The 14,696-nt window shown below is 56.4% G+C and carries 14 protein-coding genes; 12 read left to right on the forward strand and 2 right to left on the reverse strand.

The genetic code is table 11. From position 1 onward, the window contains the following. Nucleotides 1-94: 94 nt before the first annotated feature. Together hepT and mntA are read right to left on the reverse strand one after the other, a co-directional pair. Nucleotides 95-505: a type VII toxin-antitoxin system HepT family RNase toxin gene (hepT, locus tag M0534_RS11550; protein ID WP_248568590.1), complete on the reverse strand. Its 411-nt coding sequence runs from the start codon at nucleotides 503-505 to the stop codon at nucleotides 95-97. Further along, nucleotides 493-903, reverse strand: coding sequence for a type VII toxin-antitoxin system MntA family adenylyltransferase antitoxin (gene mntA, locus M0534_RS11555; RefSeq protein WP_248568591.1), 411 nt, complete (start codon nucleotides 901-903; stop codon nucleotides 493-495). The genes hepT and mntA overlap by 13 nt, the downstream gene beginning before the upstream one ends. Nucleotides 904-1,312: 409 nt before the next feature. On the opposite strand from mntA, the gene M0534_RS11560 reads away from it, so the two are divergent. The 12 genes from M0534_RS11560 to kdsB all read left to right on the forward strand — a co-directional run bounded on the left by M0534_RS11560 (nucleotide 1,313) and on the right by kdsB (nucleotide 14,673). After that, a complete protein-coding gene (locus M0534_RS11560) occupies nucleotides 1,313-1,873 on the forward strand; it encodes a hypothetical protein (protein ID WP_248568592.1) in 561 nt (186 codons plus the stop codon). Nucleotides 1,874-2,235: 362 nt separating this feature from the next. After that, nucleotides 2,236-2,577 carry a MarR family EPS-associated transcriptional regulator gene (locus M0534_RS11565; RefSeq protein WP_248568593.1) on the forward strand — a complete coding sequence of 114 codons (342 nt, stop codon included), beginning with the start codon at nucleotides 2,236-2,238 and terminating at the stop codon, nucleotides 2,575-2,577. Then, complete coding sequence (gene rfaH, locus M0534_RS11570; protein ID WP_248568594.1) at nucleotides 2,574-3,074, forward strand: transcription/translation regulatory transformer protein RfaH; 501 nt, start codon at nucleotides 2,574-2,576, stop codon at nucleotides 3,072-3,074. Before M0534_RS11565 ends, rfaH begins: the two co-directional genes overlap by 4 nt. 529 nt (nucleotides 3,075-3,603) lie before the next feature. Continuing rightward, on the forward strand, nucleotides 3,604-3,834 hold the full coding sequence (gene vapB, locus M0534_RS11575; protein WP_248568595.1) for a type II toxin-antitoxin system VapB family antitoxin: 231 nt from the start codon (nucleotides 3,604-3,606) through the stop codon (nucleotides 3,832-3,834). A 35-nt stretch (nucleotides 3,835-3,869) separates the two neighbouring features. Then, on the forward strand, nucleotides 3,870-4,274 hold the full coding sequence (gene vapC, locus M0534_RS11580) for a type II toxin-antitoxin system tRNA(fMet)-specific endonuclease VapC (RefSeq protein ID WP_248568596.1): 405 nt from the start codon (nucleotides 3,870-3,872) through the stop codon (nucleotides 4,272-4,274). A gap of 177 nt (nucleotides 4,275-4,451) precedes the next feature. Further along, nucleotides 4,452-5,684 (forward strand): PQQ-dependent sugar dehydrogenase, encoded by a 1,233-nt coding sequence (locus tag M0534_RS11585; protein WP_248568597.1) that lies wholly within the window; start codon nucleotides 4,452-4,454, stop codon nucleotides 5,682-5,684. Nucleotides 5,685-5,972: 288 nt separating this feature from the next. After that, nucleotides 5,973-7,256, forward strand: a complete 1,284-nt coding sequence (gene aepX, locus M0534_RS11590) for a phosphoenolpyruvate mutase (protein ID WP_248568684.1) — start codon at nucleotides 5,973-5,975, stop codon at nucleotides 7,254-7,256. Continuing rightward, nucleotides 7,253-8,398, forward strand: a complete 1,146-nt coding sequence (gene aepY / locus M0534_RS11595) for a phosphonopyruvate decarboxylase (protein WP_248568598.1) — start codon at nucleotides 7,253-7,255, stop codon at nucleotides 8,396-8,398. The genes aepX and aepY overlap by 4 nt, the downstream gene beginning before the upstream one ends. Nucleotides 8,399-8,474: 76 nt before the next feature. Further along, the gene (locus M0534_RS11600) at nucleotides 8,475-9,677 is read left to right on the forward strand and encodes a phosphonoacetaldehyde reductase (RefSeq protein ID WP_248568599.1); all 1,203 of its coding nucleotides are present in this window, start codon (nucleotides 8,475-8,477) and stop codon (nucleotides 9,675-9,677) included. 172 nt (nucleotides 9,678-9,849) lie between these two features. Continuing rightward, complete coding sequence (locus M0534_RS11605) at nucleotides 9,850-12,549, forward strand: CDP-glycerol glycerophosphotransferase family protein (RefSeq protein WP_248568600.1); 2,700 nt, start codon at nucleotides 9,850-9,852, stop codon at nucleotides 12,547-12,549. Further along, on the forward strand, nucleotides 12,524-13,366 hold the full coding sequence (gene kdsA, locus M0534_RS11610; RefSeq protein ID WP_248568685.1) for a 3-deoxy-8-phosphooctulonate synthase: 843 nt from the start codon (nucleotides 12,524-12,526) through the stop codon (nucleotides 13,364-13,366). Before M0534_RS11605 ends, kdsA begins: the two co-directional genes overlap by 26 nt. 17 nt (nucleotides 13,367-13,383) lie before the next feature. Next, on the forward strand, nucleotides 13,384-14,673 hold the full coding sequence (gene kdsB, locus M0534_RS11615) for a 3-deoxy-manno-octulosonate cytidylyltransferase (RefSeq protein WP_248568601.1): 1,290 nt from the start codon (nucleotides 13,384-13,386) through the stop codon (nucleotides 14,671-14,673). Nucleotides 14,674-14,696 lie beyond the last annotated feature (23 nt).

Genomic DNA, 14,696 nt, shown 5'->3' on the forward strand with positions numbered 1-14,696 from the left:
TCATTCGGCCAGAAGATAGGAAAAAGCCTGCGGCCAACCACGCCATCGGAGTCCAGTCCGTTGGCGACAAGCGAGCGCCGGAACGCGAACCGAACTAGATAAGCCCCGACATCGCTTTCGCGAATTGGCGGAAATCTTCCAGGCCCGCGTGGCTTATGCCATGAACGATGGCCCAGTTGATGTCCTGATACTGGTGAACAGCCACATTGCGGAAGCCGACCGCAGCACGCATCCGGTCTCTGACCTCCGGTGTGATTACGCCTTCCGCGGCCAGAAGGTCGAACGCTTCGCCCATGGATTGCGGCGCTGGCTGGTCGGTGTCGCTTAGCACATGTGCTGCCATATGCACGCAGAGTTGTACTGCCCGGCTGATGTTCAGGCTCAGGATATCCTGCCGGTCTGGGTCCTCCGCCAGGGCGTCGGCCGACGCAGCACGTTTTTCCTCAAGCCGTCTGACGCAGCGACGTAACGACTCCAGCTTTTCCGCCAGGATCACGGAATCCATGCGTTACGACGCTCTTGAAGCATTCGACTGCGGTAGGGTTCGAAGTCGGCGTTATCCAGTAGCATTCTGGAGACAAGCCCGGCGTAAGCCGCCTGATCCTTGCACAAAATCCGTTTTCCGCCAGCCAGCGCGGACCGCAGGACCGGAAGCCCGGCGGTGCGCAAGTCCACCAGATCCACCGGCCGGCCTGCTTCCGCTGCCAACTGCCGAATCAGGCGTGCGCGCCGTTCGGCTGACAAGGGTGACCTGCCAAGCACTGCGACATCCAAATCGCTCTCGGGACCATGGTGACCGGAACCAACAGAACCGAAAACAATTGCCACCAGGACGTTCTCGTCCGCCGAGACCACTTCACGGACACGGTCGAGCACCATCGTCGAATCGCGCAACTCGCTCATGCCCGGAGTATACAGGCTCGCTCGGTGCCGGATCGCCAAGGGATGACACCGCGCGGATCCGCTTCGCTCGATCCACCCTACGAACACATCGTCGACTGCCAGCCTCGTAGGGTGCATTAAGCGGAGCGAATGCACGCGGTGTCACCCCTCATGATGTTGGCAACAGGCTCTCGGTTACCACGCCACCACGGCTTTCCCTGGCTGTGTCTGGTCCGAAAACCTTCGTTGTCCCGTCCCTGATCACACGGCGCGGATCCGCTTCGCTCGATCCACCCTACGAAGACAACGTCTCGCAACCGGGGGCCAACTCCACTAGGCTTGCTTTGAATGCAAATAAAAAGGTGCCATGCCACTATCGCGGCCTTCGCCCGCAACACCGCAAATAACGACAATCACGAATCACGCCGCCATGCCACGACAGATAAACCACCTGCCCGTCCTCGCGATTATCGTTATCGCGCTCGTCACCATGAACGCTACCCATGCCGATGACCGATTCCCTGAAGTGGAGACCAGCATCGGCGTCGGCCTCGCGGCCGGCATGCAGACGTATGATTCCGGTGGCAGCAATGGCACCAGCGGCGCGGTTCAGATCACCTACCGCGCGCTGATCGAGAACGACTGGGATGGCCGCTGGCTGTTCGAGCTGGGTTTTGAACATGCGCGCTCGCTCTCCAAGCCGGAAATCCCGGACGAGGGCCGTGACCGGCAGATCACCTCGAACGGCATCTTCTACCGGCAGAGCTGGGTGAGTCAGGGTGGATTCTACGTCGGCGGCCGGTTGGGCATCGCCCGGGTTCGCGGTACGCGTGAAAAGCGGGGCGAACTTGATATCGTTGTCGGTCTGCAGGGCGGCTACCGTTTTACTGACCGATTCGAGGCAGGCATCGAGGCCGTGGTGGCCGAACCCAGCCTCGGTGACGGCATCAAGCCAGGCGACCTGCGCGGCGTTGTTACCGTCAGCTTCTAAACCCTATAAGGCGCTGCGATTCTGCCAGCGGATCACACCGCGCGGATCCGCTGCGCTCGATCCGCCCTACGAAGCCGGCAGCCGCTCGCTCCGGCCTTGCGTGGTGCGAACACCTTTCTTGTCCGAAAACCTTCGTTTCCCCGCCAACAAGTCACACCGCGCGGATCCGCTGCGCTTGATCCGCCCTACGCGGTACCACGCGGCACCGGGCCGCGATCGGGATTCGTAGGGTGTATTAAGCGCAGCGAATGCACGCGGTGTGATCCCGTAGAATGTGGTGCCATCACCCGCCGTCTTGCGTAACCTCCAGAACACGACTACCCTTCCGTTCACTCATTGAACAAACGCCTTGGTGCCCCCCCTTGCTCACCGATGACCTCCGCTTCAAGGCCCTGAAGCATGTGCAGGACAACCCGCAGCTCACCCAGCGCGAACTGGCGGGGCTGCTGGGCGTGAGCCTGGGGCGCACCAACTACTGCCTGCAGGCGCTGATCGAGAAGGGCCTGCTCAAGGCGGCCAACTTCCGCAACAGCAAGAACAAGCGGGCGTATATGTACAAGCTCACGCCCAGCGGGCTGCGCGAGAAAACCGCCCTGGCGGTTCGTTTCATCAAGCGCAAGGAACTGGAACGACAGGCGCTGCTCGGCGAGATCGCCGAATTGCAGCGCGAACTTGAGCAGCAGCCGGCGGAGGAAAAAGCGTGAAACGCTGGTACGCCGCACAATGCAAGCCGCTGCAGGACGAACGTGCCGAATTCAACCTGGCGGCGCAGGGTTTCGAGGTTTTGCGGCCGCTGGCCAAGGTCCGCAAACGTCGCCGCGGCAAGGTCTGCACGGTCATCGAATCGCTGTTCCCGCGTTACCTGTTCGTGCATCTGGACGATGTAGCCGAAAACTGGGCGCCGATCCGTTCAACGCTTGGTGTCGCGGGGCTGGTTCGCTTTGGTGGCCGGGCCGTCGCGGTGCCCGGACGGATGATCCACGACATTCGCTGTCGCCTGCAGGGCACAGATTGCTGTGTCGATCTCACCGGCCAGAATACGATTGCGCCGGGCACGAAAGTGACCATTGAAACCGGGGCCTTCGCCGGCCATGAGGCGATCTTCCACGCAAGAAAGGGTGAGGACCGCGTGATCGTGCTGCTCAACATCATGCAGCAGACGCAACGTATCACCCTCGACGAAGCCGCCATCGCCCGATAACGCGGTTGGCTTTTAGGGGGTTCGTAGGGTGGATCAAGCGCAGCGGATCCACGCGGTGTGATCCCCGTTGGGAAGCCCCCGGCAGCGTAGGGTGCATTAAGCGAAGCGAATGCACGCGGTGTGATCCGTCCCGAACGGCGCCACGCCGGCAACACCGCAATTTCATGGGGGTACACCCCAGGCGGTAGCGTGCCCGAACAAAAAATATCGCCGCCCAATAGCCCGGGCCCCATGGCTAAAATTGGCCCTCGTAGGGTGGATCAAGCGAAGCGGATCCACGCGGTGTACGCCGCCATGAAAATGCTCCAACGCCCGCGGTCCACGGCGAACCCACGCGGTGTCATCCGTACGAATTATCCCGCGCATCAGGCCCGCGCAGGGTGCATTGAGCGCAGCGAATGCACGCAGTGTGATCAGCCCGGAATCCGCTCCGGCCAGCAAGCAGCCCAAATCACGTGACTGTATATGTCAACAACATATACACGCGCTATACTCAAGCGTATATCGAGCATCAGACGGTAAATGCGCGATGAGCCAGGCAAGCATCTTCATGAACAACCGCAACCAGGCCGTGAGGCTGCCAAAGGACATGGCGCTGCCCGATGGCGTCCGTCGGGTGGAGGTGCGGCGTATCGGTCGGGCGCGGCTGATCACGCCTGTTGACGCCGGTTGGGACGACTTTTTCGACGGCCCCGGGGTGAGCGACGATTTCATGTCCGACCGCCAGCAGCCTCCTGCCCAGGCGCGTGACGACCTTTAAATAACCGCCCGGCAGGCTGAAACAGGGAGCGTTTCATGCTGCGCTACATGCTGGACACCAACATCTGCATTTACGTGCTGAAGCAGCGTCCGCCACAGGTCCGTGACCGATTCAACCGGCACGCTGCACAGCTTTGCACATCGTCCGTTGTTGCTGCGGAACTGTACTACGGCGTCGAAAAATCCAGCGCCCCGGCCGGCAATCTTGAACAGGTGGAAGGTTTCCTGGCCCGGCTCGACGTTCTGCCGTTCGATACCCGTGCTGCCGGGCACTTCGGGCAGATCCGCGCAGCGCTGGAGTCCGACGGGCAGCCCATCGGTGCCTACGATTTCATGATCGCCGCACACGCCCGAAGCCAGGGGCTTACCGTCGTCACCAATAACACGCGCGAGTTCGACCGCGTTGGTGGCCTACTGGTCGAAAACTGGGTGCAGGCCTGACGCGCCTCACACCGCGCGTACGGGTCCGGCGCCACCATCGCCCGCGGCCCGCGTAGGGTGGATCAAGCGCAGCGGATCCACGCGGTGTACTCCGCCACGAACATGGTCCACCGCTCATGGTTCACGGCAAATCCACGCGGTGTGATCCGTAACGAATGTGAACCCCCGGGAGGCGCCATGCGTACCCAGCTCCTGAAACTGCTATCGCCCATCGCCGCAGCTTTAGCCCTGACAGCATGTCTCAGTGGCGGTTCCAGCGGATCTTCGTCTCCGTCATCCGGCTGCGAAAGTTTCGAAAACGCCGACCGCATCACCGACGGTGGTGAGGCTGCCGGTGAGGCGTTCTCGGTGGAACTGCTTGCAGGCTGCCTCGAACACCCCTGGGCACTGGCCTTCCTGCCCGGTGGCGACGAGGCACTGGTTACGGAGCGTCCAGGACGTCTGCAGCGCGTCTCCCTGAGCGGCGACGGTGTGATGACGGAAATCGCCGGCGTTCCCGAGGTCGCCGCTGGCGGCCAGGGTGGCTTATTGGACATTGCCCTGCACCCGGATTTCGCGAACCAGCCCTACGTGTATCTCACCTACGCTGTGTCGAACAGCGAGGGAGAGCTGACAACCGAACTCGGTCGAGGGCGACTGGAACCCGGCTCCGACGAACTGACCGACTTTGAGGTGCTATTTACCGCAACACCGTTCACCGATGTCCGGGACGGGCATTTCGGTTCCCGCATCGTCATTGACGGCAACGACAGGCTTTTCATGACAGTCGGTGACCGGCGAGACCCGGACAGCGCGCAGGACCTCAATGGCCATCACGGCAAGGTTCTCCGCCTGAACCTGGATGGATCGATACCGGCCGACAACCCGTTCACGGACAATGACGGCGAGACAATGGCCATCTGGTCCTATGGTCACCGCAACACCCAGGGCATGGCCATCAATCCGGCCACCACGGAGATTTGGATAGCCGATCACGGGCCCCGCGCCGGCGATGAAGTGAACATCCTGCCGGTCGCGCCGACCACCGACAGCAACTACGGTTGGCCGGAAGTGAGCTACGGGCGCACCTACGGTAGTGATGAACCCTTCGCCCCAGATCCGTCACCGGGCGATGGTTTCATCGAACCGATCTACTTCTGGGACGAGGAATCATTCGCCCCGTCCGGCATGAGCTTCTATGAAGGCGATGCATTCCCGGCCTGGCAGGACAGCGTGTTTATCGGCTCGCTCGTGCAGGAAAACCTGACCCGACTGGAGCTTTCCGGCGACACGATCATCGACGAACAGGCACTGCTTGAGGAAGAAGGTTGGCGAGTCCGCGACGTCCGCGAAGGCCCCGATGGCTTCCTTTATCTGCTGGTAGACGAAGCCGACGCGCCCTTGGTACGCCTGACCCCAGCCGTCGAATAGCCCCGTAGCCTCGTCATCTCGTAGGGTGGATTAAGCGAAGCGAATCCACGCGGTGTACTCCGCTATCGAAATGGTCCAACGCCCGTGTCACGGCGGATCCACGCGGCGTCATCCGTCTCGGAAAAGCAACCCTGAACAGAGACATTTCGACTGACCACCTATTGCGGATGCTATTCCCCAACAATAGCGCCCAAAATATCGTGTTTTTATTTCAATTTAATGAACCAACAACCTGCAAAGTGAGACCTCAATAACGTGACTGACCAAGGAAAAACCGTTTACGTCGGCATGAGCGCCGACCTCGTCCACCCCGGCCACCTGAACATTTTGTCCGAGGCTCGCAAGCTCGGCCGCGTGGTGGTTGGCCTGCTGACCGATAGGGCCATTGCCAGCTACAAGCGCCTGCCACACATGACCTTCGAGCAGCGCAAACAGGTGGTTGAAAACCTCAAGGGTGTCGATGAAGTCATTGCCCAGGACACGCTGGATTACGTCCCGAACCTCCGGCAAGTCAAACCCGATTACGTGGTGCACGGTGATGACTGGCGTCAGGGTGTGCAAAAGCAGACCCGGCAGCGGGTGATCGATGCCCTTGCCGAATGGGGTGGCGAACTGGTTGAGGTGGCGTACACGCCCGACATCTCTTCCACGCAATTGAACACCAGCGTGAAGTCCTACGGCGTCACGCCTGGCCAGCGCTTGAGCCTGCTTCGCCGCATCATCGACGCCAAGCCTCTGGTGCGTTTCATGGAAGCTCACAATGGCCTCACCGGGCTTATTGTCGAGAACATCCATGAGGACAAGGACGGCCAGCGTCTGCAATTCGATGGCATGTGGCTCTCCAGCCTTACCGACTCCACCGCCAAGGGAAAACCGGATATCGAGGCGGTGGACGTTACCTCCCGCATGCAGACGCTGAACGACATCGTCGAGGTGACCACCAAGCCGATCATCTATGACGCCGATACTGGAGGGCGGCCCGAACACTTTGCCTTTACGGTGCGCACGCTGGAACGCTTTGGCGTGTCGGCCGCCATCATTGAGGACAAGGTGGGCGCGAAAAAGAACTCGCTGTTCGGCACCGAAGTGGCTCAGACCCAGGCCACCATCGAAGAGTTCTGCGAGAAGATCGAGGTGGGCAAGCGGGCAAAGGTCACCAGCGACTTCATGATCATTGCCCGCATCGAGAGCCTGATCCTGGACAAGGGTCTCGATGATGCCGTGGAGCGTGCCAGAGCCTACATCGCCGCCGGTGCCGACGGCATCATGATCCACAGCAGGCAGAAGACCGTCGATGAAATCGCCGCGTTCTGCGCCGAGTTCAGCAAGTTCGACACCAAAGTGCCATTGATCGCCGTGCCCTCCAGCTACAACCACGTTTATGACCATGAGTTGGAAAAGATGGGCGTGGATGTCGTGATCTACGCCAACCAGCTTTTGCGCAGCGCCTACCCAGCCATGCTGGAGACCGCCCGCTCCATCCTCACCAACGGCCGATCCCAGGAAGCCGATGACCGGTTGCTGTCGATCAAGGACGTGCTGACCCTCATTCCGGAGGGGGACTGGCTGTGATTTCACCCAAGGCATTCTATGAAGCATTGGCCGAGAGTGGCGTCAACTTCGCGGTCGGCGTGCCGGATTCCCTGCTCAAGGAATTCTGCGCCTTCGCCGACGCTGCACTGCCCGCAGATCGACACCTGATCGCCGCCAACGAAGGTACCGCGGTCGGCATCGCAGCCGGCGTGCACTTGGCCACGGACGGTATCCCGCTGGTCTACTTGCAGAACTCGGGTCTGGGCAACACGGTGAACCCGCTGTTGTCGCTGGCGGACAAGGAGGTCTACGGCATTCCGCTGGTGCTGCTGATCGGTTGGCGCGGCGAACCCGGCGTCAAGGACGAACCCCAGCACGTCAAGCAGGGGCGCGTTTCCCCGGCCATGTTGGAGTCAATGGAAATTCCGTTCGAAGTGCTGGACGGCAATGCCCAGGAAGCCGACCGCATCGCCCGCGCCGCCGTTGAGAAGGCCCGAGAGCGCAGCGCTCCGGTTGCAATCCTTGTACGCAAGGGCGCGTTCGGCAAGGCGGAAGAACTCCGCCAGCCGACGCCGCGCGGTGATGACCTGTTGGAGCGGGAACAGGCCATTGAAGTAGTGACCGGCACCCTGCCACCCGCAGCCACCGTCGTTTCCACCACCGGCCACATTTCGCGGGAACTCTATGAGCAGCGCGAACGGGCCAGCCAGGACCGCGCAAGTGATTTCCTTACGGTCGGCTGCATGGGGCACTCATCGCAGATTGCCTTGGGCATCGCGCTGACCAAGCGCGATTCACCGGTAGTGTGTCTCGACGGCGATGGCGCGGCGCTGATGCACATGGGCGGCCTCGCCACCGTCGGCACCAGCGACGCGGAGAACTTCGTGCACGTGGTCCTGAACAATGGCGTGCACGGCTCGGTGGGGGGCCAGCCCACGGTCGGTTTTGACATCAGCCTCACCGATGTGGCCCGTGCCTGCGGCTACAAGACCGTTCTGGGCCCAGTCACCAGCGAAGCCGATATTCGCAACGCCGTTACCGAACTCCTCCAGGCCAAGGGCCCCACGTTCCTGGAAGTCCACGTCAAACCCGGCGCCCGCGCCGACCTCGGCCGCCCAAAAGAAACCCCGGCCGAAAACAAGCGCCTTTTCACCGAACGCCTCAGGAGCATCTCTTCGTAGGGTGCATAAGCAACGCGAATGCACGCGGTGTACTCCGCCAAAATGGAACCATCCAACCCACGGATAACCATCCAAAATGCCCGAACTAGATGACATCAAACCACCATATTCCCCGGCAAAATCCTGGTCCTTCCACAACCCGGTGCGCATCCACTTCGGCCGCGACGTACGCGCCAAACTGCCCGAGGAAATCGGTAGCCGCCGTTGTTTGATCGTCTCAACCCAACGCGGCCGAAAGCAATTCACCGAGGATCCACACCTGGGAGCAATTGCCGCCGCCACCGGCCACAACTGGCTGGACACTGTTACCGAAAACCCAGGCCTGCATTACCTGCAAGGGGAAATCGACCGTCTGGCGGGCAAGCCCTTCGACGCCATCATCGCCTTCGGGGGCGGCAGCGCCATGGACGCAGCCAAGGTACTGGCCATCGCCTTGTCCGACGCCGGTACGGGGAAAACCCTGGCAGACCTGCTTGCCAACCCGGATCTGCACAAGGATGCCCAGCCAAAGCCTGTGTACGCGATCCCCACCACGTCAGGTACCGGCAGCGAGGTAACACCCTTTGCCACGGTGTGGGACCACGAAACCAAGAAAAAACACTCCCTGGCGGGGCCTGCAATGTTCCCCCATGCGGCCTATGTGGACCCGGCGCTGACCGACACTGTGCCACCTGAAGTGACACTTTCCACAGGCCTGGACGCAATCAATCAGGCCGCAGAGTCCATCTGGAACAAGAACGCGATCCCGATAACCCTGGATTTCGCCACCCGGGCGCTCCAACTGGGATTCGCTGCACTTCCCAAGCTGTTTGAGGGAACCGGCGGACAGGGAGAGCGGGACCAGATGAGCGAGGCTAGCCTGTTAGCCGGGTTGGCGATCAGCCATACCCGGACTGCCTTGTGCCACTCGATCTCGTATCCGCTCACCGCGCATTTTGGAGTGCCTCATGGGTTGGCGTGTGCGTTTACCATGCCTGCAGTTTTAGAGCTAAATGCGAACTTTGATGACGGGCGATTGGAAAGGTTGGCGCAACAGTTATTGGCGAACAATGCAGAGCTGACTTTGTTAACAACGGAATTTCGCCGACTTAATGAGAAGGTTGCTGTCTCCAGTATTATCAAAGATTACTGCGGGACGATCGAAAATATAAAGAATCTTTGTGCGGAAATGTATACTCGAGGACGGTCTGATCAAAATATGACCAACGTTGATCAGAGTGTGCTTTTGTCGTTAATCGAGAGCGCTTGGTTCTCAAGGACACTTTCCCGTGACAGATAAGGTAATAACCAGATCGGAGAGCGACCAATTCGCGGGATCAAACCCTGTAGAAAGGTATGGATTTATCGCCTGGAACCGATTCCAAGTCTCTCATTTTTACAATATTATAAAGAAATGTTTTAGGCCAGTATTAATAATTCCGTCAAATAGGGATTCCGACGACTTGCTTTCGATGATCGACTCCCTTGAGTCAGAGTTAATCTTAGAGACACTGATAATTCACGAAAAAAAAATAGTGTCTCTGGATGGCGTTCTTGCATGTATATTTTCTCAAACAGATTTTTTCGGAGCCCACGCATTCAAAACCACAAAGGTGTTTTCCTTGCAATACAGCATGACCAAAGAGCGTCACCAATATGGTGCTTGGCACGCTGGTTTTGATGCTGCTTTAGTATACGGTGACTACTCAAAACGACGTTTAGAGTATTTTTGCCCTTCATTTGTTGTCGGGCATCCGAGAATAAGTCTGCAAGGTCGTCATTTCTCAGCAATGGCAAAGGCGGGCGCAGGCAAAATGACGCTCTTGTATGCCCCGACTTGGGGGGGGTTATCAAATTTTGACGAATTTCTAAAAGTTGTTGAAACGCTAAAACATTCTTTCAACGTGCTCGTTAGGCCTCATCACAACTCCCTATCTCGGGAAATCGAAAAAGTTGGCGCTATACCGCTGGATGTTGGAGTGGGTGTCCGCGACAACTCCGCCTCTCAAATAGAAGCTTCCGATATCGTAATATCAGATTATAGCGGATTTATTTTTGACGCTATATACTGCGGAAAACCAGTTATTCTTTTTCGTAAAAACTATACCAGCCTGTTAGGAAAAGAAAATCTTACAAGCGAGTCTATAGAGGTTTCAAGGGAATCCTTCATCGGTCCTGTTGCTAGATCTGGGGAAGAGCTGGTTGAGCTTCTAAGTAACTCTCCATTAAGCCTATTATCCACTTATAAAGAAAAAAACAATTATCTTAAAAACGAATGTTTTTCCTTCATCGAAGACCCAGCCGAAAAAGTTATCACCATCGCAAGGCAGTTTGGCAAGAGCGAGCTGTATGAATTGCGCACGGATCAGCAGAAGTGGTTAAAGGCTTATCTCGGGAAAACTTCTTCGAAACCGGCGCGGAAAAAAGAGAGTTTAAGAGATCGGGCAATGGGGAGTAGCGCCAAGAAAGCATCTTTGTTAACTCGGTGCAAGACCTTTCTTGCTAATAAAATAAAAGAAAATCGAAACCTGTATGTTTCCACTTGTATAATGAGAGCCGCTCTTTCCAGAGGAAGCGCAAAATCCGACAGCATAAACAGGTTGGATGTGGTTGGTGAAGTTGGGATTGCCGGATCTCTGCACTGGGTTTTCAGAAAAAGAAATCATGAGGTTTCTGATAAGCTAATAAAGAGAATGCTCTGGAAAAAAGGAAACGTCTTAAATAGGGGCTATTCTGAACGGCTGATTAAAAAGCTTGCGGTGGAGCAGGTCGATACGGTAGCTAATCTAAGGTTGGCCGCCGTGGGGGGTCGTAGGGAAAGAGTTTTACAGGTATATAACCGCTGCATCGATAAGTTATCTTCTGATGATACGGAAAAAGTAATAGACGGTTTCCGCGACCTTGTAAAGCTAAGAGACCTAAAGTCTGCGGTTGATATTTTCCTCCGAAATAAGGTTTTAGGAGCGGCTTCAGGGCGTCGGGCAGTGAAGCAACTTAATGAGGCTCTGGAGCGCACAAGCCCTTTAAAGGATGTGTGCGAAATGGCATGCCGTAATGAGCTGCTTCCTTTCGAAGAAATGGAGGCAATCGGATCGGGAGGTAATTTGATACATTTTTTTGTTCCCCCTCATTTTTACGCGGCTTGGGACTCCAGCGGGTTACGGGCACGGAACTGGGATGCTGTAAGAAGCATATACAGTAGATTGTTTGAATCTCTTAGAAAATCCGACACTCTTCGGCTCATTCCTCGGCATCAATATTTCCTTAATGTGTGCCCAGAAATGAGCGACCCCGCCCTTACCTTCTTTACAAAATCTGGAGGAAAAGGTAATTGGCATATAAAAGATCTTGGTCTGGGTGGTAAGGTATCTATTGATCCCGTGGGCTATTACGGCTCATCTGTGTTAAGCAGCCTCACGGACTTCAGAGCCGTGAACATTGGTGGTTGGCCTGATTATGATCGCGGCATTAAGGTTTTAACGTCGTTCTACGAGACTGAAGGGGGAGACAAGTATAAGGGCTCTTCTGGTATTGGCCCGTGTGCTTCTGATTATGTTTTTGTTCCTTTACAGAGTACTCGTGGCTTGGAAGAGTGCTTTATTCCTGTTGAAAATCTTATAAATAGTATGGCGGAATTGTTTGGGGAAATTGGAGTTCCTGTAGTTTTTAAGAAGCATCCGCTATGTAAAGATCCTCTGATAGATGCAGCCTTAAGTAAAGCGGTTATGAGAGAAGGCGTTTCCCATTCGGATTCGGACACGTGGTCATTGGTGAAGAATGCGCGAGCGGTGGTTACGATAAATTCTGGCGTGGGGCTGCAAGCGGTCGCGGCGGGAGTTAATGTCGTCACGCTCGGACCCAGTGATGTAGATGCTATCGCGTGGAAGGCTTCAATGAAAGATATTAAAGAAGTTGTAACTCAGGCGGTAAATGTCGATGTAGAGCAGTCTGATTACAATAAGTTCGCGAATTTCTATATGGAAAGGTATCTCGTTGATGTCGACAATGAAAAATCCGTCAGGGAGAGAGTGGAGTTGGCGGCAAGGATTTCCTTCCGGGCAAACGACAAGGATCAGGTAGTCAGTGAATTCATTTCATTTCTAAATGACCCCGCCGATGCGTTTGAAACTTCTGGAGACGATAAAAATGGTTTCAGTAGGGTCTTGTGTTGAGCTGGACAATGAGAAAACGTTTGTCCTTTTTGGTGGCGTCAATGTTCTTGAATCGAGGGACTTTGCGCTTTCTTCTTGTGAGAAATATCTAAATATTTGTGAGCGCTTATCAGTGCCTTACGTATTCAAAGGGAGTTTTGATAAAGCCAACAGATCATCATATCATTCTTATCGTGGTCCCGGCATTGATGAAGGGTTGAGGATTCTCCAGTCTGTTAAATCTGAGTTCAATGTTCCTGTACTGACTGATATTCACGAACCGTGGCAGGCAGATAAAGTCGCAGAAGTTGCTGACGTTATACAATTGCCTGCGTTTTTGGCAAGGCAAACTGATCTAGTGGTAGCTTTGGCAAAGACGGGACGCCCTGTCAATATTAAGAAGCCGCAGTTTATAAGTCCTCTTCAGGTTGTACATATTGTAGAAAAGTTCAAGGAAGCGGGAAACGATAATCTGATCATATGCGACAGAGGAACTTGCTTCGGTTATGACAATCTGGTCGTCGATATGCTCGGATTCGGCGTGATGAAGGAAACTTGTGGTGATCTACCTGTCATTTTCGACGTTACACATGCCCTTCAACAAAGGGATCCGGGCGGGGCGGCGTCGGGTGGTCGTCGCAAGCAAGTCTTGGATCTAGCCCGCGCGGGAATAGGCGTCGGCCTGGCTGGGCTGTTCATCGAGGCGCACCCGAATCCAGATGAGGCAAAATGTGACGGTCCCAGCGCGTTACCTCTCGATCAGTTGGAGCCCTTTCTTTCGCAGATCAAGGCCATGGATGACCTTGTGAAATCTTTCCCTCCCTTGGATATCAGCTAAGTCAGGAGTTCGATCTCTTGAGTCTTCGGAAAACTCGAGTTGCTATCGTCATTCCGGCGAGATACGGCTCGTCCCGGTTGCCAGGAAAACCTCTGGCGGATCTCAATGGTAAGCCGATGATCCAGCACGTCTACGAACGGGCGTGCGAGGTGCCATCCTCTGATCGTGTTCTGGTAGCAACGGACGATGCCCGTGTTGCAGAGGCGGTGGAAGGCTTCGGCGGCCAATGTGTCATGACGTCGATCCAGCATCCTTCGGGGACGGATCGACTGGTTGAAGTCATGGACCATGTGGAAGCGGATGTCTACGTGAACCTGCAGGGTGACGAACCGCTGGTAAGGCCGTCGGATGTCGAAATGCTGTGCAAGGGAATGATTGCGGGTGACGGTATCGAAGTCGGCACCTTGTGCCATCCGATCGGTCATGACGAGGCCGAGAATCCGAGCACGGTAAAGGTTGTGCTGGGTGAAGGAGGCGATGCGCTGTACTTCAGCCGTTCGCCCATCCCGTATCCGAGAGACGGTGAAGGACACACAGAATACCGGAAGCATGTAGGAGTCTACGCGTACAGCCGGTCTGTCCTCATGAAATACTCGACGCTTCCTGTGCCTGAGATCGAGCGCTTGGAAAAGCTGGAGCAGTTGCGACTGTTACACGCCGGTATACGGATTCGGGCCTTTCAGGTGGAGCCCACTGCTCCTGGGGTGGATACCCCCGAATGCCTGGAGCGCGTACGGGCGCTGATGCTTGGGTCCGTTCTGCCGCAACCAGCGAGACTTGAGGATGTAAAGCTGGTTATCACGGATGTGGATGGCGTCCTGACAGACGGTGGCCTCTATTACAACGACCAAGGGGAATGCCAGAAGCGCTTCAATGTGCGTGATGGTCTGGGAATACGGTTGCTGGAAGAATGCGGGATAAAAGTCGCGGTAGTCTCTGGTCGGGACTCCCCTGCATTGCAACGAAGAGTCAGTGACCTTGGCATTAGCCTATGCCGATTCGGTATCAAGGATAAGGCTTCCGTGGCCCGTGAGCTCATGGTGTCATCGGGCGCAGGTCCCGAGGAAACGGTGTGTGTCGGAGATGATGTTATTGATATTCCCCTGTTCTCCGAATGTGGCCGGTCTTATGCGGTCGCTGATGCGCCGGCATACGTTCGATCTTTTGCAACAGACGTGCTTACCCTGCCGGGCGGACAGGGAGCATTTCGGGAACTTGCCGACGCAATCCTGATTGCTCGGGGGCGAGGCGATGTCCTCTGCTCCGTTGCAGGTTTCTCATCCGTAATGAGTGGAGTCGCACAGTGAAATCCGTACCCAAGGAAAACGAA

Source organism: Methylonatrum kenyense, from assembly GCF_023195885.1.
Lineage (GTDB): Bacteria > Pseudomonadota > Gammaproteobacteria > Nitrococcales > Aquisalimonadaceae > Methylonatrum > Methylonatrum kenyense.